Genomic DNA, 23,321 nt, shown 5'->3' with positions numbered 1-23,321 from the left:
GGAATAAGCTCCTCTACTCCGGTATTGACTCCGTATAGAGTTCTAGCTCCGTTATTCGCGTTTGAGCAGCTAAAAAAATACCGGCTTATAAGCCGGTATTTTCATTCATTATTTCAAGATTAACGGTACATACCGATATCTTTTTGAATGTGAGCTGACAAATCTTCCGCATAGTAACTGCGTGGTGCAGTATTATCTACGAATAGAATGTCTAGTAAGTGAGCAATCAGTCCTTTGAAGTTAACCGCGTAGGTTTTCTTATCCATAGAGGTTGGTAAAGCTACATTTGTCATTTGCATTGCTTGTGCCATGATTGCCTCTCTTTAAAGCAGTAGTCTGTTTTGTTGGTTGTATATTAGTCAGTTTCTTATTGTTTAAGAAATGACAAATTTTACCTATTCGGATTAGATTATCTAATAAAACAAGCCCATTACAAACATCAAAAATACAAATGAATAATAACAGCATAAATAGTCATAAACTGTCTAATTATGTTGAATAACTTAACGTTACCTGCATAAAGCCATCTCGACTAACAACATATTCTTAACATTAAGTTTCGTTATTTATTTTATTTTTAGCGCTTTACTTATATTTTTTGATTAGTAATTTTAACGCTAGAGCGACTGTTCGACTTATTTTTGAGGAGCGATGCCACAACCGCTGATGTCATCACAACGATTAAGAATGTGAGTGACCACGTTGTCGGAATCTCATACTCTGTTCCCACCAATAACATCTTTACACCGATAAACATCATGATCACCGATAATGCTGGTTTTAAGTACACAAACTTGTCTAACATCGCTTGCAGAACAAAGTACAAAGATCGCAAACCCAACAGTGCAAACACGTTCGCGGCTAAGACTAAAAATGGCTCTCGTGTTACCGCGAATATGGCAGGTATAGAATCCAGTGCAAACATTACATCCATCACTGCAATTACACCGACTACGATCAGCATTGGTGTTGCCACCCACTTACCAGCTCGCTTTAAGATTAAGTGATTTCCTTGGTAATCATCCGTAACTGGCAATATCTTGCGAATAAACTGCTCAGGATATGGGTTAACCTCTTCTGCTTCACCTTTGTCGCGAGCAAGCTTAATACCTGTCCAAATAAGGAATGCGGCAAAGAGGTACAACACCCAGTGGTACTGCGCAAGTAACTGAGCACCAACCGCAATCATGATAGCCCGTAGAACTAACGCACCAATCACGCCCCAAAGCAGCGCTCGCGGACGCAAATGCTCCGGCACACTGTATTGTGCAAAGATGATGGCAAACACAAACAAGTTATCCACGCTTAGCGACTTCTCTAGTAAGTAGCCTGTTAAGAATGAAACCGTTGCTTTATCGTTCGTATAAGTGCTGTGCGGTGCGTAGAAGTCCCAGAATAAATAGATAGAACCTGCAAAAACAAAGGCAAGTAAGAACCAGAAAACACTCCAAAGGATGGCTTTTTTCATCGTTATAACGCCACCACGCGTTTGATAGATATCAAGCGTAACAAGAACAAGCGTAAAAAGACCAAAAGCACCATACATCGATAATGATTCTTGAAGTGGTGCCGATTGGCTCAATTGGGTGGTACTTTCGATAAGAGACATGCTTCCTCCCATGGCGGAAGGACATAGTTTGGTGACCTTCCGCAGACAATAACAACAAGCAGTCACATAGTAATCATGTGCTGCCAGTCAATGAATGCGTTGGTCTCGTTGAAGTGTCGGCGTGGATGAATCACGCAACACCTTTACTTACCGGATAAGCTGATGCTTAACGAGATGACGATAAGTAAACTTGCGCTAACTACTCCCCAAACGCCGCAATGATAACGCCGAATGTAACGCTTTCCAACAAAAAAACTTTGTCCAATCGAAATAAAATTCTTATTAAAAATCAGAAAGAAATATAAAAACAAAGGAATTGGTTCAACCACGTGAACTTTTGTTATTAGACGTAAAGATCAGCAAGTGACTCAAGATGATACATTTAAGATTCAGAGCGTTGTCTCTGAGAACATAGACACAAAAAAGGAGCATAACTGCTCCTTTCCTAACTTCCGTGTTATTAGCAATTCAAAAGCCGCTCAAAGGTACAAAGTAAACTAACGTTGACCAAATTGCGACCCAAGCAACCACCACTGCCGTATCTGTCCAATCTTTATTCCACATACTGCCACCCTCATCATCGCATGTAGCAATTGAAGGACAGCAAAATCGATACCAATATCTACTATCTGTGTTGCTGTGTATAAAGTTTGTGACTTTGATTCAAGCAGTTTGGCTCATCGGTCAGAAGTTCAATAAAACAGTCTGCCATGGATAAGTTGGTTACACGCCCCTCGCCTTTCATCTCCAGTAGCGCATCGTAACCTTCTTTCCCTTTCATGGTATAAGCGGAGGAAGTGCCTCGATACCAGGTGTCGTCTTGAACGTCGACCCATTGTTGACCATCAAAAATTGCTAATGACTGAATTCTTTCACCTTTAGGGGCATCAGCTCGGTACTCAAAGTTTAAATTGTAAGTGTATGGATAACTGCCAGAGCCAGTACCTTCCACATCATTGTTGAGTGCATTGTTTATGGCGCCTTCAAGTGCTCGGCGAATAGCACTGCCTTTTACGTCGTAAAAGCCGATCGGAACGGCAAAAGGCAACAACCGTCCGGCAATATCTGCCACTGTGATGTTGCCAGGATTCAATGATGTTCGCACGCCACCCGCATTATGAATCGCAAATTGAACCTCATGCCCGCGTTTATTTAGGCTGTACAAAAATGAACGAGCAACAGAAGAAGCCAGCTCGCTCTCACCAAACTCATCTGGGATTCGCACATGACGCTTTTTGGTGTCAATACTGGCAATGACTTGTGACTGTAACTGCCTTACCCTAGGGATGTATTTATCACTTAGGATCGCTTGAGTCTCTGGGTGTTTCTTACAGACCACCACATTTGGTTGACCATGGATAAAGTCACACGCGGTTTCGAATACGCCTTGGTCAAGCTGTTGATTTAGTGTCGAGTCCCAAAAAATACGTCGGCCAAGTAACAGTTCATTTTGACCACTCAGCATGGTTGCTTTGCCGTTTTCATCAAATTCAATGACGCAGTGCCCCATAGTCAAAGCATGAAAGCCCGCTTGCACAACGTAGGTATCTTTTACTTTGACACCATAAGGGTCATCTTGCCCTAAACCTATTGATGAGAAATCGCCTTGCAGTCGGTGGCTATGTCCACCAACAATAATACCAATCCCCTCAACTTGTTCAGCCAACTCTAAATCACCTTCATAACCTAAGTGGCTCAGAAGAATGATATTTTTAATACCAGAGGAGTGAATTTGTTTTACGGTCGCCTTAGCGGTTTCAATTGCAGACTTAAATGGCGTATCTACATCTGGGTTCGCGATATCGCTCATTTTATCAATGGATAATCCGAAAATCGCAACCTGCTCACCATGAAACTCTTTGACGATGTATTGTGCGCTTTGTGTCTCCGTTTGATAGCTATACACATTGTTGCTATCGCTGACTCGGTGAGGCTTTTGAAGCGATTCATTTGATAGATCCCAGTTACCAGCAAGCAATGGAAACTGAGTGCGTTGACAGAATAAGGCAACAGGTTCATTACCCATATCCAGTTCATGGTTGCCTAACGCCATCGCATCAATCTTTAACGCATTCAACAAATCGGCGTTGGCTTTACCTTTAAATAATGAGAAATAAAGTGTGCCTTGGAAACAGTCTCCAGCATGGAGAAATAACATCCCATGCCCTTGACGTTGCGCGTCGTCTCGTAGCTGCTCTACTCGGGTTGCGATGCGAGAAAACCCGCCAGCACTCACGTATGGCTCTAGCGTGAGTTCTTTGTTGATCTTAAGCTTTAACTGTAATGACGTTGGCTCAAAGTAGGAATGTGTGTCATTGATGTGTGCCAGTTTGATTCTCACTGGCTTATGATTGTTATTCATCTTCATCTTCTCTCTTTTCATTCCTTATAATAATAAGAAGTGAATCATGACAGAATCATGAATTTTATGAAACTGTGATTTTTTGATTTCATGTTTAAGTGATCACGATGCTATCTACACTACTTTTGAAAGCAAGCGTCGCTTGTTGCGGTCTCTATTCAGTAAGGGGCTCTCGTAATTTTGTGAACTGAGCTTAACTCCAATATTTCGAATTAATATATGCTTAGGAGTAGCAAAATAACTCTCTATAATTCAAATAATTGCAAGGAGGATTGAGATGAGACTAGAACGCATCGAAATCTCCGGGTTTAGAGGCATCAAACGCCTTTCACTCTCTTTTGACGAACTCACTACGCTCATCGGTGAGAACACGTGGGGCAAATCATCATTGCTCGATGCCCTTTCTATCGCGCTACCTGCTAATGGCTCATTATATCAATTCGAACTAAAAGATTTTCACGTTGATTACTCAATTTCTCATCCACAAACCCAACACTTGCAGATCATTGTTTGCTTTAAAGCACAAGACAAGAACGAAGTAAAAGCTGGGCGTTATCGACGGATAAAACCTGCATGGTGCACAAACGAAGATGGTGAGCAGGTCATTTACTATCGAATTAGTGCGTCTCGCGACGAGTATGATATTAAAACTGAATACGCATTTTTGGATCATAACGGTAAGCCGAAGAAACTGCACCACTCTGAAAAACTCGCCGTAGAGTTGATGACTCTTCACCCTGTTATCCGCCTACGAGACTCCCGACGCTTCCCAGATTTAAACCACGTCAACGGCGACAGCAAAAATGCTCGGATTGAAAAACGAATCAACAACACCTGCCGACGGCTATTGGCGATGCCTGGGCACGTAAACAAGGGTGAGATTCGCAGTAGTCTCGATTCAATGCAAACACTTGTCGAACACTATTTTGCGTTCCGCAGCGTCAGCAAAGGTAACCCACGAAAACCTCGTGATGGTCTTTTTTATACGAGCCCTTCCTCTGATAAAGGATTAAGTCAATTCCTTAAGGAAACAAATGATAAACAAAGCCGTTTGCTTTTAATGGGGCTTCTCAATGCTTACCTTCAAGCAAAAGGCCCTACCGATTTAAGACGCTGCGCAAGACCGATACTGATCATCGAGGACCCTGAAGGCCGACTACACCCAACTCATCTCGCTAGAGCGTGGTCATTATTGCAGTTGTTGCCAATGCAAAAGATTTTAACTACCAACAGCGGTACGTTACTTGGCTCGGTTCCACTTTATTCAATCCGACGTTTGATTCGCTTGTCAGACCGAACCATTGCCAAAAGTTTAAACTCTGCCAAGTTTGGTAGAGATGAGTTACGCCGAATTGGTTTCCACATTCGTTTTCATCGCTCAGGGGCGTTGTTTGCGCGGTGTTGGTTGCTCGTAGAAGGCGAAACTGAAGTTTGGTTATTTCATGAATTGGCTCGTCAATGCGGATATGACTTAGCGGCGGAAGGAGTTCAAATCGTTGAATTTGCACAGTCAGGACTAAAGTCACTGATCAAAGTGGCAAAAGAGTTCGGTATCGACTGGCATGTTGTTACCGATGGTGACCCGGCAGGTAAAAAGTACGCGCATGCCGTTAGAGCGCAACTCGATCATGATCAGGAAAGGCATAGACTTACAGAGTTACCTGATCGAGATATCGAACATTTTCTATATAATCATGGGTTTGAACTTTTCTTTAAGGACATCATCAAAGTTCCTCATGATCACCCTATCCCAGCTAAAAAAGTAGTAAACCGTGTTTTGAAAAAGCATGCAAAACCGGACTTAGCTTTGGCCATTGTCTCCCACTGTGAAGAGAGAGGTATGGAGTGCATTCCTGTACTTCTGCGTTGGACACTTAAGCGCGTTGTCACCATGGCAAACGGCAATACATGAGTTAGAATATTTCACACTCACACCTTGCCTTGTAATACAAAAAAAGCACACCAAATTGGTGTGCTTGTATCAAACATCATTAATTTTGATTAAAGGTATTGAGAGGGATAAAACTCAATACACAGTGGATACAAATAAGATCGGGGGTTCACTACTGTGCTTGCTCAGCAAGCGTAGAAGAAGTAGTGCTTGATTTCGTATGCAACCAAAGTCCAGTCGCTTTCATTAGATAACCAAACACACCACCTAGCAGCAAAGATGGAATGACAAGTTGCCAGTTTCCATCAGCGGCAAATGTTGCGCAGGAACCAATAAAAGTGCCTGGAATGTACGCGAGCCAAGCCTGTTTCGCTTGAATACACATGAAAAATGCCACAATAGCGGTAATCACATAACCGATAATTTCCAAACCAACGTAAGTTGAACCGTGGATAATTACCATTGCCCAGAATACACCCGTCATATTAGTGATTAAGCTGATACCAAGTCCTTTCAATCCGCTAGTTGGCGCAGCAAAGTAGCTCGTGCAACCTAAAAAACCAGCCCAAGAAAGCAAACCTAAAGAAATGGCGATCCAACCCCATACGCCAGATAAAATTCCAGTAGTGATAGAGATAGCTAAAAGTGTCGTCATGGTAGTCGTACCTGCTTGGCTATTATCGTACTCATATGGCTCAATAACTGCCTTCATACATTGAAATCAAGGACACATGTTAGATACATCAGTCTTGTTTATCGGTGACAATGATCACAATAAGGTTATAACAATTTCATGACTTGCACTAAAAGTTTGACGCAACCGATAAATCAACAGATTTAGGGAATGAGTATTTCTAGTGCTAGGTAAAAAGGATGTGTGTTGGATAGCCCCAATACTGTACATAGAAATATGCCACTCACCATTAAGCGAGTGGCATTGCTGTGCTTCTAGAGTTTATTGCGTGTATTGAGTAGTAACTTACAATACCGAAGGTTTACCTTTCATCATTCGCAGACCTTCTCGTTTAATGCAGTCGACTAGTGGGTTTTCTGCCATATCAGCTCGCCATATAAATGAAAGTGTCCTTTCCATTTTTAGCTCGGGCACATTTAACGCAACAAGATGACCCGCTTCTATATATCGCTCTACATCTAAATACGGTAAACAAGTAAGGTACTGGCCGTTAGCAACTAAACTGCGTAACACCGGAACGTGCTCGTACTCTCGCCACACATCCAAATCTTCAATTAGATGATGAATAGAGCTATCAAATGTTTTTCGTGTGCCAGAGCCATGCTCTCTCAACACCCACTTCGCTTGTTCTAACTGCGCGAGGCTTACAGATTGATTGCGAGCAAAAGGATGATGAGATGCAGCGACAACAGTAAGATGGTCTCGGCACCAGACTTCTTGGTGCAAACGGTTATCGTCACAACGCCCCTCGATGATCCCTAAATCATATTTATAATCTAATACGCCATCAATAACCCCTTTTGTACTCTGCACACCAAGGGAAATACGCATTTCTGGAAAGTCATTATCAATGATACTGATAAGGTCTGGAACCAGATGCTCTGCCGGAGTTTGACTCGCGCCCATGCGAATCTCACCGCTTAACAAATGTTGCTCATAAAAGCCCATTTCAATCTGCAGTGCGTCTTGTAATAAGCGTTTTGCTTTTGGTCGTAACCACATACCCCAATGGGTTAACGCCATTTGCTTGCCTTGCCTCTCAAATAAAGGCCTGCCAAGCATTTTTTCTAATTGCGCAAGCGACATACTTGTCGCTGATTGTGTCAAAGCCAGTTTCTCTGCGGCCTGGCTTACACTGCCGGTATCTGCAACTGCGTCAAAAACCGCTAATTGCTTAAGTGAGTAGCGCAAAGTGTCCTCCATTATTGGTGAGTATTTTTCATACCCTCACAATCGTTAAAAACATGCCCCAATAAGCAATAGAGTTCATTTTACCTAGCCGCATAAAGTTATCAATTAATTTGATGAGGTTTCTAAATATTATCAATTTTACCTACCAAACCCTTCTCCTTATTCTGACTGTGCGGTTCGGGAACACCGCAAGCCTCAATGGCTTTGAGACTGAAGTCATTGAGGCTTCTAAATAAAAACAACAATTTCATTTTTGAGTTAATAACCAAGGAGTTTTTATGCGATTACAAATTAAGGAGTCAATATGGCGGTGACCAGCTCTCAAAATCACCAGTACTTTTCTCCAAAAGAAATGATGGCTGAAGCGGAAAAATTTGCGTTAAGTAAAGCAAACAAAACCAGCAGTATGACACTGAGTCTTGCCATCATGGCGGGCGCGTTCATTGGATTGGCGTTCTTGTTTTACATCACGGTGACTACTGGCAGCGCTGGCGCTGGTTGGGGCTTAAGCCGTCTTGCTGGCGGATTAGCATTTAGTATGGGCTTGATCCTCATCGTGATCTGCGGCGGTGAACTATTTACCAGCTCAGTTCTTTCCAGTATCTCATGGGCCAATAAGCAAATCTCGTTCGGAAAAATGCTTTCTATTTGGGGCAAGGTTTACGTTGGCAACTTCATTGGTGCGATGTTCCTACTTGCGCTAGTTACTGCAGCTGGTCTTTATCAAATGGATAGCGGTCAATGGGGGTTAAATGCGCTTAACATCGCGCAGCACAAGCTTCATCACACTCTCATTCAGGCGTTTGCGCTCGGCATCCTTTGTAACCTATTGGTCTGCCTCGCGATTTGGTTAACGTTTAGCTCTGCAAATGCAATGACAAAAGCAGCAATGACAATCATGCCTGTGGCCATGTTTGTCAGCAGTGGCTTTGAACACTGTGTCGCGAACATGTTTATGGTTCCACTTGGCATTGTTATCGCGAATTTTGCACCTGAGTCTTTTTGGGCCTCCGTCGGTGTGCCCGCTTCACAGTACGCAGACTTAAATATTGGCCACTTTATTACCGCTAACTTAATTCCTGTCACGCTTGGCAACATCGTCGGCGGAGCGGTTTTAGTTGGTCTTGCAAACTGGTGTATTTTTCGCCGACCAGAACTAAAAGCAGCGAATATATCTTCTATCACAACGACTACAACACTCTCGTCAGTTAAGGATTTCACCATGAAAAACGCATCTTTTGTTAAAGACATTATGAACCCAAAACCAGTTACCATCAGTGCAGAAACACCGATAGCAATCGCACTGGATGTGCTACTTGACAACAACGTAACTAGCGCACCTGTTGTAGACGTACAAAATCGATTGGTTGGTTTCTTCTCTGCTCACGATGTGATGGTAGAACTATGGTGTGAGGACTACATTCCGGTGAAAGACCAAAAAGTCGTCGACATCATGAGCCGCGATGTGGTCGCAATTGATGCCGGTGATCGTCTCGTTGATGTTGTCGAATTCCTATGTATCGATAAAGAGCAGTTGTACCCAACGAGCAGCATGGGCATCGCCACTCGCATGACGTCTCTATCTTTAGAAGAACGCGCAAAAAGCATCAAAGTGAGCAAGCCACAAGTACTTCCTGTACTTGAAAATGGCCAGATGGTCGGTGTTGTTACTCGTACTGAAGTATTAAAAGCACTACGCCCGATTTTTGGTGAGCGTTTAAACCTAGTAGAAAAAAACGAGTTAGAAACAGCGTAATTCATTAAACGCTTGCAACGTCTGTTGGCTTTCAATCGCTGTCACTGACTGGCTTGCCAATGTTGTCGATTGTGATTGAGGTAATAAAAAAGCGCTCTTTCGTTGAAGAGCGCTTTTACTGTATCTAAAAGAAGTTCGTTACTTCTTAACGCCTTCGATATGAAGTTCCATATCAACATAGCTTGAAGCACCCATTACTGGGATATCAAAGTCAGCAAGCTCAAGGCGAGTGTTACCAACGAAGCCAGCGCGCTCACCACCCCATGGGTCACTACCTGCGCCAACAAATTCAGCTTCGATAGTAATAGGCTTAGTAACACCGTGTAGCGTTAGATCACCAGTTACATCTAGCTTGCCATTGCCTTTATCAACCACTTTTGTGCTTTTAAAGGTCGCTTCGCTGTATTTGCCAGCATCAATGAAATCACCACTACGAATGTGCTTGTCACGTTCAGCGTGGTTGGAGTCTAAGCTAGTTGTATCAACAACAACATTCACTTTTGAATCAGCAATGTTGTTCTCATCAAAAGAAAAGTCACCAGAAAATGTATTGAAACGACCTTTGATGAAGCTGTAACCCAAGTGACTAACTTTAAAGTTAATTGAAGCGTGAGCACCTTTGGTATCGATGACATAATCTGCAGCTTGCGCACCAAATGGTAGTGCCATAGCGATAGCTAATCCTGTAGCGAAGAGTGACTTTTTCATTTTGAAGCTCCTAACATTTTTCTTAATGTGTTGTCTTTATCGATAAAGTGGTGTTTTAGCGCAGCAATAGCGTGCAAACCTGCTATCAGGATGACGGCCCAAGCTGCGTAGAAGTGAATTTCACCCGCTATGTCTGATTGTCCTGGGAATAACTCTCCCGCTCCTGGCACGGTAAACCAATTAAACACTTCGATACCGCGTCCATCAGACGTTGAAATGAGGTAACCTGAAACAAAGATGGTGACCAACAGCAGGTACATAACACCATGCGCTGCTTTAGCAGCAAGCACTTCGTAAGGTTTGCCTTCTACCTTTGGTGACGCCGTAACATGTTTCCATACAATGCGTGCCAAAGTTAAAATAGCGAGTAAAATACCGACAGAGCGATGGTAATGTGGCGCAGTTCGATACCATTCGCTGTAATAGCTAAGGTCGACCATCCACAAACCCACTGCAAATAGACCAATAATGCACAGCGCAGATAACCAGTGCATCACGCGTGCAGTAAGGTTGTAATTCTTTACCAGTGTATCCATCTCAAGTTCCTAGATATATTTCCTAAGTTAATGTTGAGCAAGAAACACTACATTAACCTATTTACGTCATATGAAACAGATTATTTACCATCATTTACATCCAGCCAATGGCACCGTATCTATCAAGTTGTTCGAATTTTTTGAAGGAACTTTAAATCGTTTATAAAACTGAAACTTACAGCTTAACTTCTTGTTCTATCTCATACAGCTCTTCGGACACTTCTAACATTCTACGTTCAACCAGTGACTTTGCATCTTCCACCCCCTTGTTGTAATAAATTGGCCCTAGCTTTTCTGTAATGAAATCAATAAGAAATTCACTATCGAACTGGCCAATCTCAACATCTAGTTCGTCCTGCATATAATCTTGAATGGCGGTTGCCAGCGTTTCTTTTTGTGCACGTTCTAACTTTATCATCTTTGCCCTTTTTCAGAATTTTGTTCTATGTGTGCTTCTATCGTCTTGCTCTCTTAAAGAGTAGGCGCGATCATTTGTGAGAAATTTGGTGTTTAGATCAAGAAGTTGCCGAAGTAAATTAGTCTATTCTCAAAAGACTATGCTAACCTTTTGCAGTTCGTTTTGTTAATTATTAAGGGATATTCTTTGCTACTCGACCTAGTGATTCAAAGTGTTAATGATTTTCAAGACGACTGTCTTAAGCTGTGTGAAAAGCATTACCCTGCGGTACATAACCAAGGCATGAGTGAGCATCATCTTGGTCTCGCGTTTTCAAGAAGAATGGAACACACTTTCCGTCACTTCGGATACAACAGCGTGGTAAAACCAATTGAAGTTTTAAATACTCCGGACCTGCCTCATCACTATCGTATTTCATCTGAAATAGGCACGGTTTGGGTCCTGAGTCACCATATGGTCAGTGCGGGAAAATCTTGTCGAGAAAACTTACTCTCATCAATTACGGAATGGCAAAGCGAATATGGTTATGCGCTGCAACCGAATGATCTACTCTTTTTAGTTTGTGATCATTGGATCAGTCGCAGTAAAACGAGCCGAGAGTTGCTTCATTGGTGGATGGGTGAACTGCCCGATCAGATCAACGAATACACGGAGCAAGGCATCACGCTGTACACCAGCGAATCACAGCTCACGCAATCGTTAGACACTCGATTTGGCATTAGTCCTTGTTACATTAAGTTTGGTCATCCTTTACGTCGCTCGAACAAACAACAGTTGGTCAGAAAATACTTACAACTGTATGCAGTACTACAATGGTAACATCAAATTGCAATAGGAAGATTGTCAGTCATTTCATCAATTTGTTTGATATCACTCGACAAATCTAATCATCTCTTACCATCATTCTTGCTTGAGTTCATGAGCCCACTTAGATTCACTACCAATGAAATAAAAAGTTAGCGCGATAGCGCTGATGTAGAAGCATTGATTTAGGTTGTTGTAACAATGATGAGCACCTCGCAACTCCTTAGTTGTATCCGCAAACAAGCCGACGGGCAATATATTGCGAAATACGCAAAGCTCACTCTTCGAAGTGTCTTTCAACCTATATATAAAAAAGATATTTCTATCGTTGGCCTTGAGGCACTAGTAAGAATTACCAATGCTAATGGCGCCATGATCAGGCCAGATCAGTTTTTCCAATCAAAAACCATTGCCGCTCAAGACCTACTCAATGTTGAACGCTTAAGTCGCCTAATTCATATCAAAAACTTTGCCCAATCTCACTTTCACAATAAACAACTGTTTCTTAATGTATTACCAGAAGCAGCAAAAATACTAACCAGAGACATCACGTACAATAGGCTGCTAAAACAAACCATTTATCAATCTCATTTAGTAAATGAACAAATCGTCATGGAGTTGCTTGAGTTGAACGTAGAAGACGAGTCCTCTTTGTCGCAAGCAGCTCGTGAATTAAGTCAAGGCGGGTTTAAATTGGCGATCGACGATTATGGCGTCAATGCATCGACAATTGAACGAGTTAAAGGCGTTCGTCCAGACATAATAAAAATGGATCGCTCGTTAATGCTGAGATACGAAAATGGTGACTGGAAAGCTCTAGTCGATGCATTATCACTAGCAAGAACGTTGCGCTCTAAAACCGTTATCGAAGGAATTGAAACCGAGCATCAACTTAACTTAATGAAAAAACTCGGTTTCGATATGTATCAAGGATACCTACTCGCTATCCCGCAAACGTTAGACGTTTATGAAGAGGCAAAAACAGCCTGACTATGTAAGAACAAAAGTTTGTGCGGTTTAGCGAGAGTTACGTGATTTACCACGGTTCTTATGAATAGCTAATTTTGCTTTTAGCTTACGCTTCTCTGATGAACGGCTTCGACGGCGTCCATTACCATTTTTCTCAGGCTCGACTTCTTCTATAAGGCTTGGCTCGAAGCCTGCCAACCATTCTTGCGGTAGGCGTTGATCAAGCAAATTCTCGATAGCATGCAATAAATATTCTTCTTCCCGACTCATTAGAGAGACAGCTAAACCTGACTTTCCTGCACGGCCAGTACGGCCTATACGGTGGACATAATCTTCGGCTTTAAATGGCATATCAAAGTTCACCACTTGCTCTAACTCTTGAATATCCAGTCCTCGTGCTGCTACATCTGTCGCAATCAACGCACGCACCTTACCTTGTTTGAACTCATCCAACGCTCTTTGACGCGCACCCTGTGACTTATCCCCGTTAATTGAAACCGCTTTTATGCCATCTAACTTAAGCTCTTTTGCTAGCTCATCGCTACCTTGCTTAGTTTTTGTAAATACAAGCACTTGCTGCCAATTGCGCGAGCCAATCAAGTACGCCAATAATTCACGTTTACGCTTTTTGTCTACCGGATAAACCATCTGTTTTACTGTTTCTGCCGTCGTGTTTGCTGGTGACACTTCAACTTCAATCGGCGATTCCATGAGTTTGTACGCAATAGTCTTGATTCGCTTTTCAAATGTCGCAGAGAACAACAGAATCTGTTTTTCGGCGGGTAAACGTCGGAAGATGCGTTGCAAGTCAGGCCAGAATCCCATATCTAACATACGGTCGGCTTCGTCTAGAACGAGCATACTGGTTTTGGAGATGTTTACGTTGCCATTAAACAGATGATCCAAAAGGCGGCCTGGTGTTGCAATCAAAATATCAGCGCCCTCTTCTAACTTCCTCTTTTGTACGCCAATGCTTGTACCACCATAAACACACACAATGCGAAGTTCGGTTTGTGCAGAGTACTGATTCAAATTATCAAATACCTGCTGCGCAAGCTCGCGTGTTGGAACCAAAACCAATGCTTGAGGCGTACCGTTGAGTTTCTTTTGCTGAACGGTTTGTATAATAGGTAAACCAAACGCAGCTGTTTTCCCCGTACCAGTTTGTGCAGCAGCAAGTAAGTTCTTTCCTTCAAGGACATGTGGAATAGACTTTTCTTGCACTGGTGTTGGTGTCACGATATTTAGATTGCTTAGCGTCTCGATTAGCTTTTGTTCAATGCCTAAGTCAGCAAAATTAACAGACATGTGTAACCTCATTATTTTTGGAGCGCAGAGTTTACCAGAGCCCCAATAGCCATACTACTTTTCTATCTCATTGGGCTGAATCAATAAGATGTTGCTGAAAATCATACGACTGGCGTAAAACGTCTCGATAGAGTGTCGAGAACTTCTCTTCCAATTCTGTGTAATCACTCTCAATCACTTTAAATGTTGTAGTAAGGTCAGCCATTCTCGGGCTTCTTTGCGACATTCGATGTAATGCAAATTCGATATTATCCAGGTCTTGGTATGACTGAAGCCATCGACCGTGCCACATCCGGCTGTGGAGCACCAAAAAACGCGATGGCAAATGTTCATCAACGTCACGGTTTACTCGCTCGTATGCCGAGTCGACAAAGTGTTCGAGAGATACGGCATAAAAGTCGTTCCAGTGTTTTGCGAGACAATGGTCCCAGAACATATCGAGAGCGATAGGGGCAAAGCGCCGCGCAGTACCTTTGAAGTGAGGTTTGCATTCGTTAACAATAGGATGGTGATCGGTAATGCGGTCAACAAATCTATGCAATTTGATGCCGTTCGAGATATCACATTCATACAGCTTGCTTGGATCCCCTTTTACGAAGTCTCCAAGCAAGTTTCCCAATAAATGGCTGTTACAGTGGTCTGCGATATGCAGGTGGGCTAGAAAGTTCATCCGACGCCAGTTTTGGCCTTTAAGGCTTGGTGTGACATGAACCTAGTATAACGTCTATTACGACGAGATGAGAGTGTTCCGCTATTCGGCTTCGTTGTCTGAGCCAACGTATTCCGACAAGATAATGCCAATTTCAAGCGCATCTAGCAGCTCTAGGCTCTCATCGTTTTGGTATTGGTCGCTCATTGTGACCTCCTTTATTTTAAGCTCTCTTGCTTGTACTTGCTGACGGCTTGGCCTTGCCATTTCCACGTCAACAACTCCTTTTTATAGTCTTTATATGACACATTCATGACAGCGAGAAGTAAAGATTTAAAAACCTATGAGCAGAATCAAAAGTAAACGTTTGCAACCAGATTTCATATCTACTTTAGCACTTCAGAGAAATAGCTCTTTTATCAATATTTATGTCAATTTAAAGATATAACATACCGTTATAGGCGTCCTTAGATCTCATTTCTTAAACTAAATTTAGTTTTCGTTACATATTTTGCTGATTAACTTCGCATATTTTGTTTCGATATAGCAATAGATTTGGTCAATATCTTTTATCTCTAATGGAGCTTTAAATGAGAGAAGTTGAGTTTAGAACGATAGACAGGCTGTTTATCAAGATGTCTATCAACGACAAAATGTGGGTTATATTCCTGCTGTTTTTAGTAGCCCTCACTTCTGTGGCTGGAAGCCGCTACTTCAATGAAATACAACAATTTAAACAACAAGCGATTTCTGCTAGCGAAGCGAAACTTTCTGGTATTGTTGACGCTCAACCAGGTCATGTTCCACAAATTGACGGCGTATCGAAATCAAGTCGCGTAAGCGAGAGCTCTTTTGTTGATGGCTCTGTCTCCGCTTATGCAAAGTTGCATTCTGGCGAAGTGATTAAGTTGACTCAAAACGTATCCGCGCAATACGAATCTGCAAAGTCGTCAGCCTTAACCTCTCTGTTACTCAGCTTTTTATGGGTTGTTCCTTTTGCCCTTTTCTCTTACTGGGTTGCGACCTTTATAGGAGGCGCCCTGTGGGTTTTATATACGACAACCGAAAAAATTGGTGAAGGTGATTTAACCTCTCGCCTTGGTTTTCATCCTGGCCGAGACGAGTTTGGCACCATTGGTTGCGCGTTAGATAAATCTATGGACACCTTAAGTGAACTGGTTAACAGTGTGAAAAATAATGCGGCTACATTGAGTGAGACATCTTCTGCATTCGAAAAAGATATGCAGTTGAGCGAAACGCAGATATCTCATCAATATCAAACACTCGATTCCGTCGCGACAGCAATGGAAGAAATGACAGCCTCTGCAAAAGAAGTATCCAGCATTTCCCAACAAGCGACGATGCAATCCGATCAGGATGCTCAAAAGATCGAGCTAAGCAGAAATCGCGTGCAAAATGTGATTGGAGAAATTGAGACGTTATCCAGCTATATTGAACAGGCTTCCACATCAGTAACCAATTTAAATGAAAACACGACGCAGATTAATGACGTTATCACAACGATCAATGCCATTTCAGAACAAACCAACCTATTGGCTCTGAATGCGGCAATTGAAGCGGCACGCGCCGGAGAGCAAGGTCGTGGATTTGCTGTGGTTGCTGATGAAGTGCGTACATTGGCAAGCCGAACTCAACAGGCAACAGTAGAAATTCAAGCCATGATTGAGAAACTACAAGCCGAAAGCCAGAACATTGCTTCAATCACTGATCGAACCGTTCAACAAGCGCAAACCAGTAGCCAGCTTATTGATGAAATTGGTCATGATGTGACGTCCATTGCTGAATCCGCACGCTCATTGATGGACATGAGTATCCAAATTTCCACCTCAGCAGAAGAACAAAGCGCAGTCGCCAACGATATTGCATCAGAGCTTTCAGAAATTCGCAGCCAGTCGAGCACAATCAGAGAAGTTGCAGAGCAATCTACCGTAGGGGTAGCTAGTCTCACTCAGGCGTCAGTGTCTCTTGGTGAGGTATTACAACGCTACCGCACAGCATAACTTTGCAGCATTTATGATCAACAAGGGCTCCTCAGGAGCCCTTTTCTTTAAACCGTTTTCAGCCGTTATCGTCGATATTTTCTACTACACACAAGTGGATATTTGAAGTGAATCTCAAGTTCTCGCTGTACCTGATGAAATAATGTTCATAAACAAAGCGTTCCGCTATGCTTAATCCTGCCAATTCCAATTTGCTGCTGGAAAACAATATGAATAATTACAAAGATACAAAAGACATCGAAAACCTAAGTTGCCCTCTCTGCCAGGGGGATGAATATCTCATTTCATCGGATGGAGAGAAATTCACATGCGCTGCTTGCGGATTTCATACAAAAAGCTTCTCATCCATCCAATGCCTACATCAAACCCCTTACCTACAGTCCAAACTTAAACATATCCATAGCTTAAGTACGGTGTGCCATTAAGAGATTAAACAGAGCAGCTAAATAGCTGCTCTTTTAATTCATCTAAATGTTGAATGCGAATTACGCGTTCATCATCAACACGATTGATTGCCTCACCATTAAATAGCTGTACGGTTTTAATGCCAGCGTTTAATCCCGCTTCTACACCTTTAGGTGTGTCATCAATATAAAGACAGTCGCTCGGTAAAAAGCCCATGCTCATTGCACTGTACATAATTAAGTCAGGTTCAGGCTTCCAACTATTCGCATCGAATGCAGAGAACACTTTCCCCTGGAAAGCATCGAGCAATCCTGTTAACTCCAATGCGTATTCTATTTTATCTTTCGGCCCATTGGACGCGACACAATATTCGATATTATGTGAATCTAAAAACTGAATTAATCGCTTTGCGCCATCCATCGGCTGTAAGTGGCGAACAAAAAGAGACTGGACTTCTTCACGGTATTGCGGCTCTAAGACATCAATAGGGACTTTGATATCTTTCAGCTCTTTAGTATCTAAAAGGATGTCAGCGAGCTTTCCTCCTTTAAAATGAGAAACGCACTCTTCCATCGTTAATTCTGCGCCATGCAGGTTAAATACATTGACGAGAGCTTGGCAACACAATCGTTCACTATCGACCAACGTACCATCACAATCAAATATCACGCACTTAATATTGGTAATTGCCATAGCCATCTCCAGACATCTTAAAGGCTAATGCCCTAGCTGATTTTAAAAATGTTGGCTTAATCTTATTTAAGTTTGGGATTGTTGAAACGACGAGCTTGGCATTTCATGGAAATAGAGGGGAGCAATTACAGTTTTTCTAAGCAAGATCACCTATCGTCATCTTGCTTTGCTTTTTATGCATTTGAGTGCGCAAATTAGCTTTCAATAATCACCGAATCTAAAAGCTTGTGTTCGGTACTTAGTCTTTTAGCAAGATCCGCCACAAACGAACTCTTGTATTTTGATTCAGAAACCGCGATATCAGAGATAAGCGTGTTTCCTTCAAGGTGGCTAATAATAGCGGCACCAATTGGAGCTCCAGCTTTAAAACCAACATATAATTCAAAATCTGGCGTTAGAATTATCTGAGTGAGATATTCCACAATCATATCTTTATCGTACTGTTGATCCCAACGCTGAGACTGCAGGACAGAAAACATGATAGTAAGTCGGTGAAAATCGACCAGAAAAATATCGTCAGAGCTAAATTCAGAATTACTGTCAAGTAGCGTGTCTTTGTCGACCACTTGATAGGTTGCTTGTTCTAGTGCTTTGAAATAGACATCACGCCCTTTCAGACTCTCTGGTGTTGGAAATTCAACTTCAACCAGATCATACAGCCATGTATTTTTACGCTCGATACTGGCTAACTGTTGTTCATTCATTTTGATACCTTAGTTGCAAAACGAAATGTGCAAAGTGTTTCATTCTCACATAGAGTGAAGCTTAGACAGAGCGACAAGCGATATAAAGTCATATTGGGAGAAAGTATGGTCACTCTAACTCATCATTTCGTTTAGAGCAGTACATTAGCATGAAGCCCACAACAAACCTAGCGTACGTAGACCTTTCCTTGGCTAAATTTTGTTTTAGTTGCAAACCTCTGATAGATTTCATCAATATCTTTCCTAGTTAAGGACAAAAATAATGAAAAAGATGCTGTTAAGTGCATTGCTTGCTACTACGCTGGTTGGTTGTTCAGATAACGATGTTGCTGATGTAGGACTCGGTTGGTTTACTTTGAAAGACATCAAAGTAGGTGAATTAAAAGACGAGGTTGTCACGGGGGTAACGTGTCATATAGCTTCTATCGAAGCCGATTTTAGCTTAGCGGATCCAAGTGACAGCTCAATATCATGTCGTCAGACAGGCGAAATCACGCCGGAAATGATTGCAAAAATAGATAAAAGTAAGTCTGGCGAAATTGTATTTAAGAAGTCAAAAAGTATTTTCTTCAAAACAATGAAGGTTCGCCGAATTTATGATGCAGACAACCAAACCTTACTCTACCTGTCTTACACAACAAAAGAGACAGACGGTAGCTTTAAGCACAGCCTATCGACGGTTCCACTTTGGGGCACCAAGGCTTACGTTGAGCCAACTGAAGTGAAAAAGTAACGCAGCTAATTTTGGGTAGCTCCAAGCTCGTTGTTAAAGAGAATAACCGATCAACAATCTGAAAAGCGACCAATTGCAGTACTATAAGCATCAGTAATTTAGGCTATCTTGGTCGCAATTTCTCCAGCTCGCTGATTTTTTCAGCGGGCAAACTTCTTTGTAATAAAACGCCACGATTTTCATTTTTTTGTGATACAATCCCGCCTCTTTTTTTTCTCACTCAAGAACAAGCATGAAGTTTCCTGGTCAGCGTAAATCTAAACACTACTTCCCAACTCACGCTCGAGATCCATTAGTAAACCAAATCCGACAAGCGCCTAAGCTATATCGCCCAACTATTGTTGGTGTCGGTCAAACCATCGTAGATATCGAAGCGCGTGTAGATGATGCGTTTTTAGAAAAATACAACCTAAGTAAAGGACATTCACTCGTTCTTGAAGAAAGCAAAGCAGATGCACTTTACGAAGAACTGGTTGAGCAAGGCCTAATCACACACCAATACCCAGGTGACACGATTGGCAACACGCTCCACAATTACTCAGTATTGGCGGATAGCAAATCCGTTTTGCTCGGTGTGATGTCCAAGAACATTCAAGTTGGTTCTTTTGCTTACCGTTACCTTTGCCGCACCTCTTCACGCATGAACCTCAACCACCTACAAACGGTAGATGGTCCTATTGGTCGTTGTTATACCCTGATTTCTCAAGATGGCGAACGCACATTTGCTATCAATGAAGGTCACATGAACCAACTACTTCCGGAAAGCATTCCTGAAGAGATCTTTGAGAAAGCATCAGCTCTAGTTGTTTCTTCTTACCTAATGCGCGGTAAAGAAGAGGATCCAATGCCGAAAGCGGTACAAAAAGCGATCGACTTTGCCAAGAAGCACGATGTCCCTGTTGTACTGACTTTAGGCACAAAGTATGTTATCGAAGGTAACGCGCAATGGTGGCAAGAGTACATTCGCGAGAACATATCTGTTGTTGCAATGAATGAAGAAGAAGGCGCGGCATTAACAGGCGAAACAGAACCGCTAGCGGCTGCTGATAAAGCACTTGAGTGGGTTGATCTTGTTCTATGTACTGCTGGGCCAAATGGCCTATACATGGCAGGTTACACCGACGAAAAAGTAAAACGAGAAACCACACACGACATTCTTGAAGGTTCAATTGAAGCCTTTAATCAATACGAATTTAGTCGTGCGATGCGTAAAGGAGATTGTGAGAAGCCAATGAAGGTATACTCTTACATTGGTCCTTACCTAGGTGGTCCACTAGAGATTAAGAACACCAACGGCGCAGGTGATGCGGCGCTTTCTGCTTTACTGCATGATATGGCTGCAAACTCTTTCCATCAAAAAGAAGTGCCTAACTCAGAAAAGCACGAAGTACGCTGTTTGACTTACTCATCACTTTCTCAGATCTGTAAATATGCAAACCGAGTAAGCTATGAAGTGTTGACGCAACACTCTCCTCGCCTATCGCGAGCACTTCCTGAACGAGAAGATAGCTTAGAAGAAACTTACTGGGATCGTTAAGATCACAGCTTTAAAGCTAAAAATACATCAAGGTCACCATTTGGTGGCCTTTTTGTTTTGATCTGGCGCAGTAAATAGTAGATTTTGTTAGTATGTAGCACAGTATAGAGCAGTAAACTCTTTACATACCGAATCGAAACCGTACCATCACCGAGCAAACGTTTGCCCAACAATAATACTTGCTCCAACTCAGATTGTTTTTCAACACTACCTGCGAGTCACTTTAGGGATTATCCATGCAGTCAGATATTGAAATTTGCCGAAACACACCACTTTCTTCTATTGATGTTATTGCGGAAAAAGTAGGGTTACTACCCGAAGAATATGACACTCACGGGAAGCACAAAGCCAAAGTCCATCCAAAATGTTTGGAGCGGCTAAAAGAGAATGATAACGGTAAGCTTGTGCTTGTTACTGCGATCACTCCTACCCCACTTGGCGAAGGAAAAACCGTTACAACTGTCGGACTGGCGCAAGGTTTAGCTAAGCTTAGACAATCCGTTATCGCATGTATTAGACAACCTTCTATGGGGCCTGTATTCGGTATTAAAGGCGGTGCTGCTGGCGGTGGTTATTCCCAAGTTGCTCCAATGGAAGAACTGAACTTACACCTTACTGGTGACATCCATGCGGTGACGGCGGCGCATAATCTAGCTTCAGCCGCGCTTGATGCTCGCTTGTATCATGAACAACGCGAAGGCTATGATGCCTTTGAAGCACGTACTGGATTAAAGGCACTTAAAATCGATACGGCAAGCATTACTTGGAAACGAGTAATGGACCATAATGATCGTGCACTACGTAAAGTCAAAATTGGGCTAAATGAGCCAGGAAAAGTCATCAATGGATGCGAACGCGACGAAGGGTTCGATATTTCTGCCGCGTCTGAGTTAATGGCTATCATTGCACTGGCTAAAGATTTGAAAGATTTACGTCAGCGTATTGGGAAAATTGTCGTAGCGTACGATTTGAACGGAAACCCGGTAACCACTGAGGATCTGCAAGTTGCAGGAGCAATGGCAGTGACATTAAAAGAGGCCATAGCACCGACACTGATGCAAACTCTGGAAGGTGTTCCTACGTTGATTCACGCAGGCCCGTTTGCAAACATCGCCCATGGAAATTCATCTATTATTGCCGACGATATCGCACTAAAACTATCAAGTTACACTGTAACGGAGGCGGGGTTTGGCTCGGACATGGGATTTGAGAAAGCGTGTAACATTAAAGCTGCCGCCGCCAGCAAGGCGCCAGATTGTGTAGTGATAGTAGCGACATTACGCGGCCTCAAAGCAAATTCTGGACACTACGATTTACGACCAGGTATGGCCATTCCAGATTCCATTTTTAATCCAGACCAAGAAGCATTGGAAGCGGGATTTGAAAACTTAAAATGGCACATTAATAACGTCCATAAATATGGCATTCCAGCTGTTGTCGCTATTAACCAGTTTCCGCAAGATTGTGAGAAAGAGCTTAAAATACTTAAAGAGCTGGTTCAGAAATTTAATCCGGAAGTTAAAGTCGCTATCAGCACCGCTTTTGCGCAAGGCGGGCAAGGCACAACTCAGTTAGCTCAACATGTTATTGACGCTTGTGCCCAGCCTACAGAGTTTCGTCCTTTATACAGTAAAGAACAATCGTTACACGAAAAACTTATGGCTGTGTGTGAAGCTGGCTATGGTGCCGCCAATATAGAAATGAGTTCCCTTGCTACTGAACAGCTCAACCATTTTGAAAATCTAGGTTTTAACAACTTAGCGGTTTGCATAGCGAAAACTCCTCTATCGATAACAACAGATTCCGCTGTCAAAGGCGCGCCGACAGGTTTTACAGTCCCTATCCGCGAGTTACGTCTGTGTGCTGGCGCTGGGTTTGTGTATGCGTTATCAGGCACGGTGATGACTATGCCAGGTTTGCCTGATAAACCTGCATTTATGAATTTAGACCTTGATAATGAAGGAAATATCGTCGGTCTCTCTTAGTGTAACATCAACGTATAGTTGACTATAAAGGAAGCACGTTTAAAGAGTGAGTGGTTTACTTCTATATCCACTCACTTTGGACAGACGAAGAGGCGTACTTGATTATCTCTATCTTACTGTTTTATCTCCACTTTACATTGTAAATCCATACTTATTTTCTCCCCTTCCCTATAATCTTGCGCCAATTTGATGCACGGCCTACTTAGCACTTCACCAATGTGGTGCAATTGCCTTGCGATGAACTTTTAACCCCTTTGATTTTTAAAGAGATATTCTATGGCTCGAATCTTGTACTAAAGTTTGCAGTAGTAAACACATCAGCACATGCACTTTCAAAACCTCTGCGCT

20 protein-coding genes are annotated in these 23,321 nt (G+C 42.5%); 8 read left to right on the top strand and 12 right to left on the bottom strand.

Translation table 11 applies throughout. From position 1 onward, the window contains the following. Positions 1 to 119 precede the first annotated feature (119 nt). The 3 genes from NDJ01_RS22715 to NDJ01_RS22705 form a co-directional block, all read right to left on the bottom strand. Positions 120 to 311, bottom strand: a complete 192-nt coding sequence (locus NDJ01_RS22715; RefSeq protein ID WP_005376351.1) for a hypothetical protein — start codon at positions 309 to 311, stop codon at positions 120 to 122. A 278-nt stretch (positions 312 to 589) separates the two neighbouring features. Next, positions 590 to 1,609, bottom strand: coding sequence for a TerC family protein (locus NDJ01_RS22710; protein WP_258587406.1), 1,020 nt, complete (start codon positions 1,607 to 1,609; stop codon positions 590 to 592). Between the two features lie 625 nt (positions 1,610 to 2,234). Then, positions 2,235 to 3,977 (bottom strand): bifunctional UDP-sugar hydrolase/5'-nucleotidase, encoded by a 1,743-nt coding sequence (locus tag NDJ01_RS22705; RefSeq protein ID WP_182018552.1) that lies wholly within the window; start codon positions 3,975 to 3,977, stop codon positions 2,235 to 2,237. 271 nt (positions 3,978 to 4,248) lie between these two features. On the opposite strand from NDJ01_RS22705, the gene NDJ01_RS22700 reads away from it, so the two are divergent. Continuing rightward, complete coding sequence (locus NDJ01_RS22700) at positions 4,249 to 5,883, top strand: ATP-dependent endonuclease (protein WP_012842315.1); 1,635 nt, start codon at positions 4,249 to 4,251, stop codon at positions 5,881 to 5,883. A gap of 151 nt (positions 5,884 to 6,034) precedes the next feature. Here NDJ01_RS22700 and NDJ01_RS22695 read toward each other — a convergent pair whose 3' ends face one another. After that, positions 6,035 to 6,517 (bottom strand): DUF1097 domain-containing protein, encoded by a 483-nt coding sequence (locus NDJ01_RS22695; RefSeq protein WP_005395520.1) that lies wholly within the window; start codon positions 6,515 to 6,517, stop codon positions 6,035 to 6,037. A gap of 324 nt (positions 6,518 to 6,841) precedes the next feature. After that, complete coding sequence (locus NDJ01_RS22690) at positions 6,842 to 7,747, bottom strand: LysR substrate-binding domain-containing protein (protein ID WP_005395522.1); 906 nt, start codon at positions 7,745 to 7,747, stop codon at positions 6,842 to 6,844. 304 nt (positions 7,748 to 8,051) lie between these two features. Here NDJ01_RS22690 and focA point away from each other — a divergent pair, with 304 nt between their 5' ends. Next, positions 8,052 to 9,503, top strand: coding sequence for a formate transporter FocA (gene focA, locus NDJ01_RS22685; RefSeq protein WP_012842317.1), 1,452 nt, complete (start codon positions 8,052 to 8,054; stop codon positions 9,501 to 9,503). A 138-nt stretch (positions 9,504 to 9,641) separates the two neighbouring features. Here the strand turns inward: focA and NDJ01_RS22680 are convergent, their stop codons facing one another. From NDJ01_RS22680 to NDJ01_RS22670, 3 genes are all read right to left on the bottom strand, one after another. Next, a complete protein-coding gene (locus tag NDJ01_RS22680; RefSeq protein WP_005395526.1) occupies positions 9,642 to 10,211 on the bottom strand; it encodes a YceI family protein in 570 nt (189 codons plus the stop codon). Further along, the gene (locus NDJ01_RS22675) at positions 10,208 to 10,747 is read right to left on the bottom strand and encodes a cytochrome b (protein ID WP_012842319.1); all 540 of its coding nucleotides are present in this window, start codon (positions 10,745 to 10,747) and stop codon (positions 10,208 to 10,210) included. Before NDJ01_RS22675 ends, NDJ01_RS22680 begins: the two co-directional genes overlap by 4 nt. Before the next feature lie 175 nt (positions 10,748 to 10,922). Next, a complete protein-coding gene (locus NDJ01_RS22670) occupies positions 10,923 to 11,165 on the bottom strand; it encodes a DUF2164 domain-containing protein (protein ID WP_005395529.1) in 243 nt (80 codons plus the stop codon). Between the two features lie 186 nt (positions 11,166 to 11,351). Here NDJ01_RS22670 and NDJ01_RS22665 point away from each other — a divergent pair, with 186 nt between their 5' ends. Further along, positions 11,352 to 11,984, top strand: a complete 633-nt coding sequence (locus NDJ01_RS22665; RefSeq protein WP_005395531.1) for a hypothetical protein — start codon at positions 11,352 to 11,354, stop codon at positions 11,982 to 11,984. A 186-nt stretch (positions 11,985 to 12,170) separates the two neighbouring features. Then, the gene (locus NDJ01_RS22660) at positions 12,171 to 12,959 is read left to right on the top strand and encodes an EAL domain-containing protein (RefSeq protein ID WP_258587405.1); all 789 of its coding nucleotides are present in this window, start codon (positions 12,171 to 12,173) and stop codon (positions 12,957 to 12,959) included. Positions 12,960 to 12,986: 27 nt separating this feature from the next. Here the strand turns inward: NDJ01_RS22660 and NDJ01_RS22655 are convergent, their stop codons facing one another. Beyond that, on the bottom strand, positions 12,987 to 14,246 hold the full coding sequence (locus tag NDJ01_RS22655; RefSeq protein ID WP_182033657.1) for a DEAD/DEAH box helicase: 1,260 nt from the start codon (positions 14,244 to 14,246) through the stop codon (positions 12,987 to 12,989). A 67-nt stretch (positions 14,247 to 14,313) separates the two neighbouring features. After that, positions 14,314 to 14,916 carry an ACP phosphodiesterase gene (locus tag NDJ01_RS22650; RefSeq protein ID WP_258587404.1) on the bottom strand — a complete coding sequence of 201 codons (603 nt, stop codon included), beginning with the start codon at positions 14,914 to 14,916 and terminating at the stop codon, positions 14,314 to 14,316. Between the two features lie 569 nt (positions 14,917 to 15,485). Between NDJ01_RS22650 and NDJ01_RS22645 the strand changes: the two genes are divergently transcribed. Next, complete coding sequence (locus NDJ01_RS22645; RefSeq protein ID WP_258587403.1) at positions 15,486 to 16,916, top strand: methyl-accepting chemotaxis protein; 1,431 nt, start codon at positions 15,486 to 15,488, stop codon at positions 16,914 to 16,916. 429 nt (positions 16,917 to 17,345) lie between these two features. Here the strand turns inward: NDJ01_RS22645 and NDJ01_RS22640 are convergent, their stop codons facing one another. Together NDJ01_RS22640 and NDJ01_RS22635 are read right to left on the bottom strand one after the other, a co-directional pair. Next, positions 17,346 to 18,014 carry an HAD-IA family hydrolase gene (locus NDJ01_RS22640; protein WP_005397612.1) on the bottom strand — a complete coding sequence of 223 codons (669 nt, stop codon included), beginning with the start codon at positions 18,012 to 18,014 and terminating at the stop codon, positions 17,346 to 17,348. A 194-nt stretch (positions 18,015 to 18,208) separates the two neighbouring features. Next, the gene (locus NDJ01_RS22635; protein WP_065646270.1) at positions 18,209 to 18,718 is read right to left on the bottom strand and encodes a flavodoxin; all 510 of its coding nucleotides are present in this window, start codon (positions 18,716 to 18,718) and stop codon (positions 18,209 to 18,211) included. 262 nt (positions 18,719 to 18,980) lie between these two features. On the opposite strand from NDJ01_RS22635, the gene NDJ01_RS22630 reads away from it, so the two are divergent. The 3 genes from NDJ01_RS22630 to NDJ01_RS22620 all read left to right on the top strand — a co-directional run bounded on the left by NDJ01_RS22630 (position 18,981) and on the right by NDJ01_RS22620 (position 22,973). Then, positions 18,981 to 19,451, top strand: a complete 471-nt coding sequence (locus tag NDJ01_RS22630; protein WP_005397614.1) for a CreA family protein — start codon at positions 18,981 to 18,983, stop codon at positions 19,449 to 19,451. Positions 19,452 to 19,683: 232 nt separating this feature from the next. Continuing rightward, complete coding sequence (locus tag NDJ01_RS22625; protein ID WP_005397615.1) at positions 19,684 to 20,988, top strand: inosine/guanosine kinase; 1,305 nt, start codon at positions 19,684 to 19,686, stop codon at positions 20,986 to 20,988. A gap of 236 nt (positions 20,989 to 21,224) precedes the next feature. Next, entirely contained in the window at positions 21,225 to 22,973 is a 1,749-nt protein-coding gene (locus tag NDJ01_RS22620) for a formate--tetrahydrofolate ligase (RefSeq protein ID WP_258587402.1), read from the top strand. Positions 22,974 to 23,321: the final 348 nt, after the last annotated feature.

Origin of the sequence: Vibrio sp. HS-50-1 (genome assembly GCF_024747315.1) — a bacterium.
Classification (GTDB): Bacteria; Pseudomonadota; Gammaproteobacteria; order Enterobacterales; family Vibrionaceae; genus Vibrio; species Vibrio diabolicus.
Note: the sequence above shows the minus strand (reverse complement) of the source record. Positions and strands in the feature narration are given on the sequence as shown.

What these genes read in the sequence shown, in the direction of transcription:
- NDJ01_RS22670 (WP_005395529.1), bottom strand. Translation starts at nt 11,165, where the DNA reads ATGATAAAGTTAGAACGTGCACAAAAAGAAACGCTGGCAACCGCCATT.
- NDJ01_RS22640 (WP_005397612.1), bottom strand. Translation starts at nt 18,014, where the DNA reads ATGGCAATTACCAATATTAAGTGCGTGATATTTGATTGTGATGGTACG.
- NDJ01_RS22650 (WP_258587404.1), bottom strand. Translation starts at nt 14,916, where the DNA reads ATGAACTTTCTAGCCCACCTGCATATCGCAGACCACTGTAACAGCCAT.
- NDJ01_RS22710 (WP_258587406.1), bottom strand. Translation starts at nt 1,609, where the DNA reads ATGTCTCTTATCGAAAGTACCACCCAATTGAGCCAATCGGCACCACTT.
- NDJ01_RS22705 (WP_182018552.1), bottom strand. Translation starts at nt 3,977, where the DNA reads ATGAAGATGAATAACAATCATAAGCCAGTGAGAATCAAACTGGCACAC.
- NDJ01_RS22680 (WP_005395526.1), bottom strand. Translation starts at nt 10,211, where the DNA reads ATGAAAAAGTCACTCTTCGCTACAGGATTAGCTATCGCTATGGCACTA.
- NDJ01_RS22675 (WP_012842319.1), bottom strand. Translation starts at nt 10,747, where the DNA reads ATGGATACACTGGTAAAGAATTACAACCTTACTGCACGCGTGATGCAC.
- NDJ01_RS22620 (WP_258587402.1), top strand. Translation starts at nt 21,225, where the DNA reads ATGCAGTCAGATATTGAAATTTGCCGAAACACACCACTTTCTTCTATT.
- NDJ01_RS22660 (WP_258587405.1), top strand. Translation starts at nt 12,171, where the DNA reads ATGATGAGCACCTCGCAACTCCTTAGTTGTATCCGCAAACAAGCCGAC.
- NDJ01_RS22645 (WP_258587403.1), top strand. Translation starts at nt 15,486, where the DNA reads ATGAGAGAAGTTGAGTTTAGAACGATAGACAGGCTGTTTATCAAGATG.
- NDJ01_RS22655 (WP_182033657.1), bottom strand. Translation starts at nt 14,246, where the DNA reads ATGTCTGTTAATTTTGCTGACTTAGGCATTGAACAAAAGCTAATCGAG.
- NDJ01_RS22715 (WP_005376351.1), bottom strand. Translation starts at nt 311, where the DNA reads ATGGCACAAGCAATGCAAATGACAAATGTAGCTTTACCAACCTCTATG.
- NDJ01_RS22695 (WP_005395520.1), bottom strand. Translation starts at nt 6,517, where the DNA reads ATGACGACACTTTTAGCTATCTCTATCACTACTGGAATTTTATCTGGC.
- NDJ01_RS22635 (WP_065646270.1), bottom strand. Translation starts at nt 18,718, where the DNA reads ATGAATGAACAACAGTTAGCCAGTATCGAGCGTAAAAATACATGGCTG.
- NDJ01_RS22630 (WP_005397614.1), top strand. Translation starts at nt 18,981, where the DNA reads ATGAAAAAGATGCTGTTAAGTGCATTGCTTGCTACTACGCTGGTTGGT.
- NDJ01_RS22625 (WP_005397615.1), top strand. Translation starts at nt 19,684, where the DNA reads ATGAAGTTTCCTGGTCAGCGTAAATCTAAACACTACTTCCCAACTCAC.
- focA (WP_012842317.1), top strand. Translation starts at nt 8,052, where the DNA reads ATGGCGGTGACCAGCTCTCAAAATCACCAGTACTTTTCTCCAAAAGAA.
- NDJ01_RS22700 (WP_012842315.1), top strand. Translation starts at nt 4,249, where the DNA reads ATGAGACTAGAACGCATCGAAATCTCCGGGTTTAGAGGCATCAAACGC.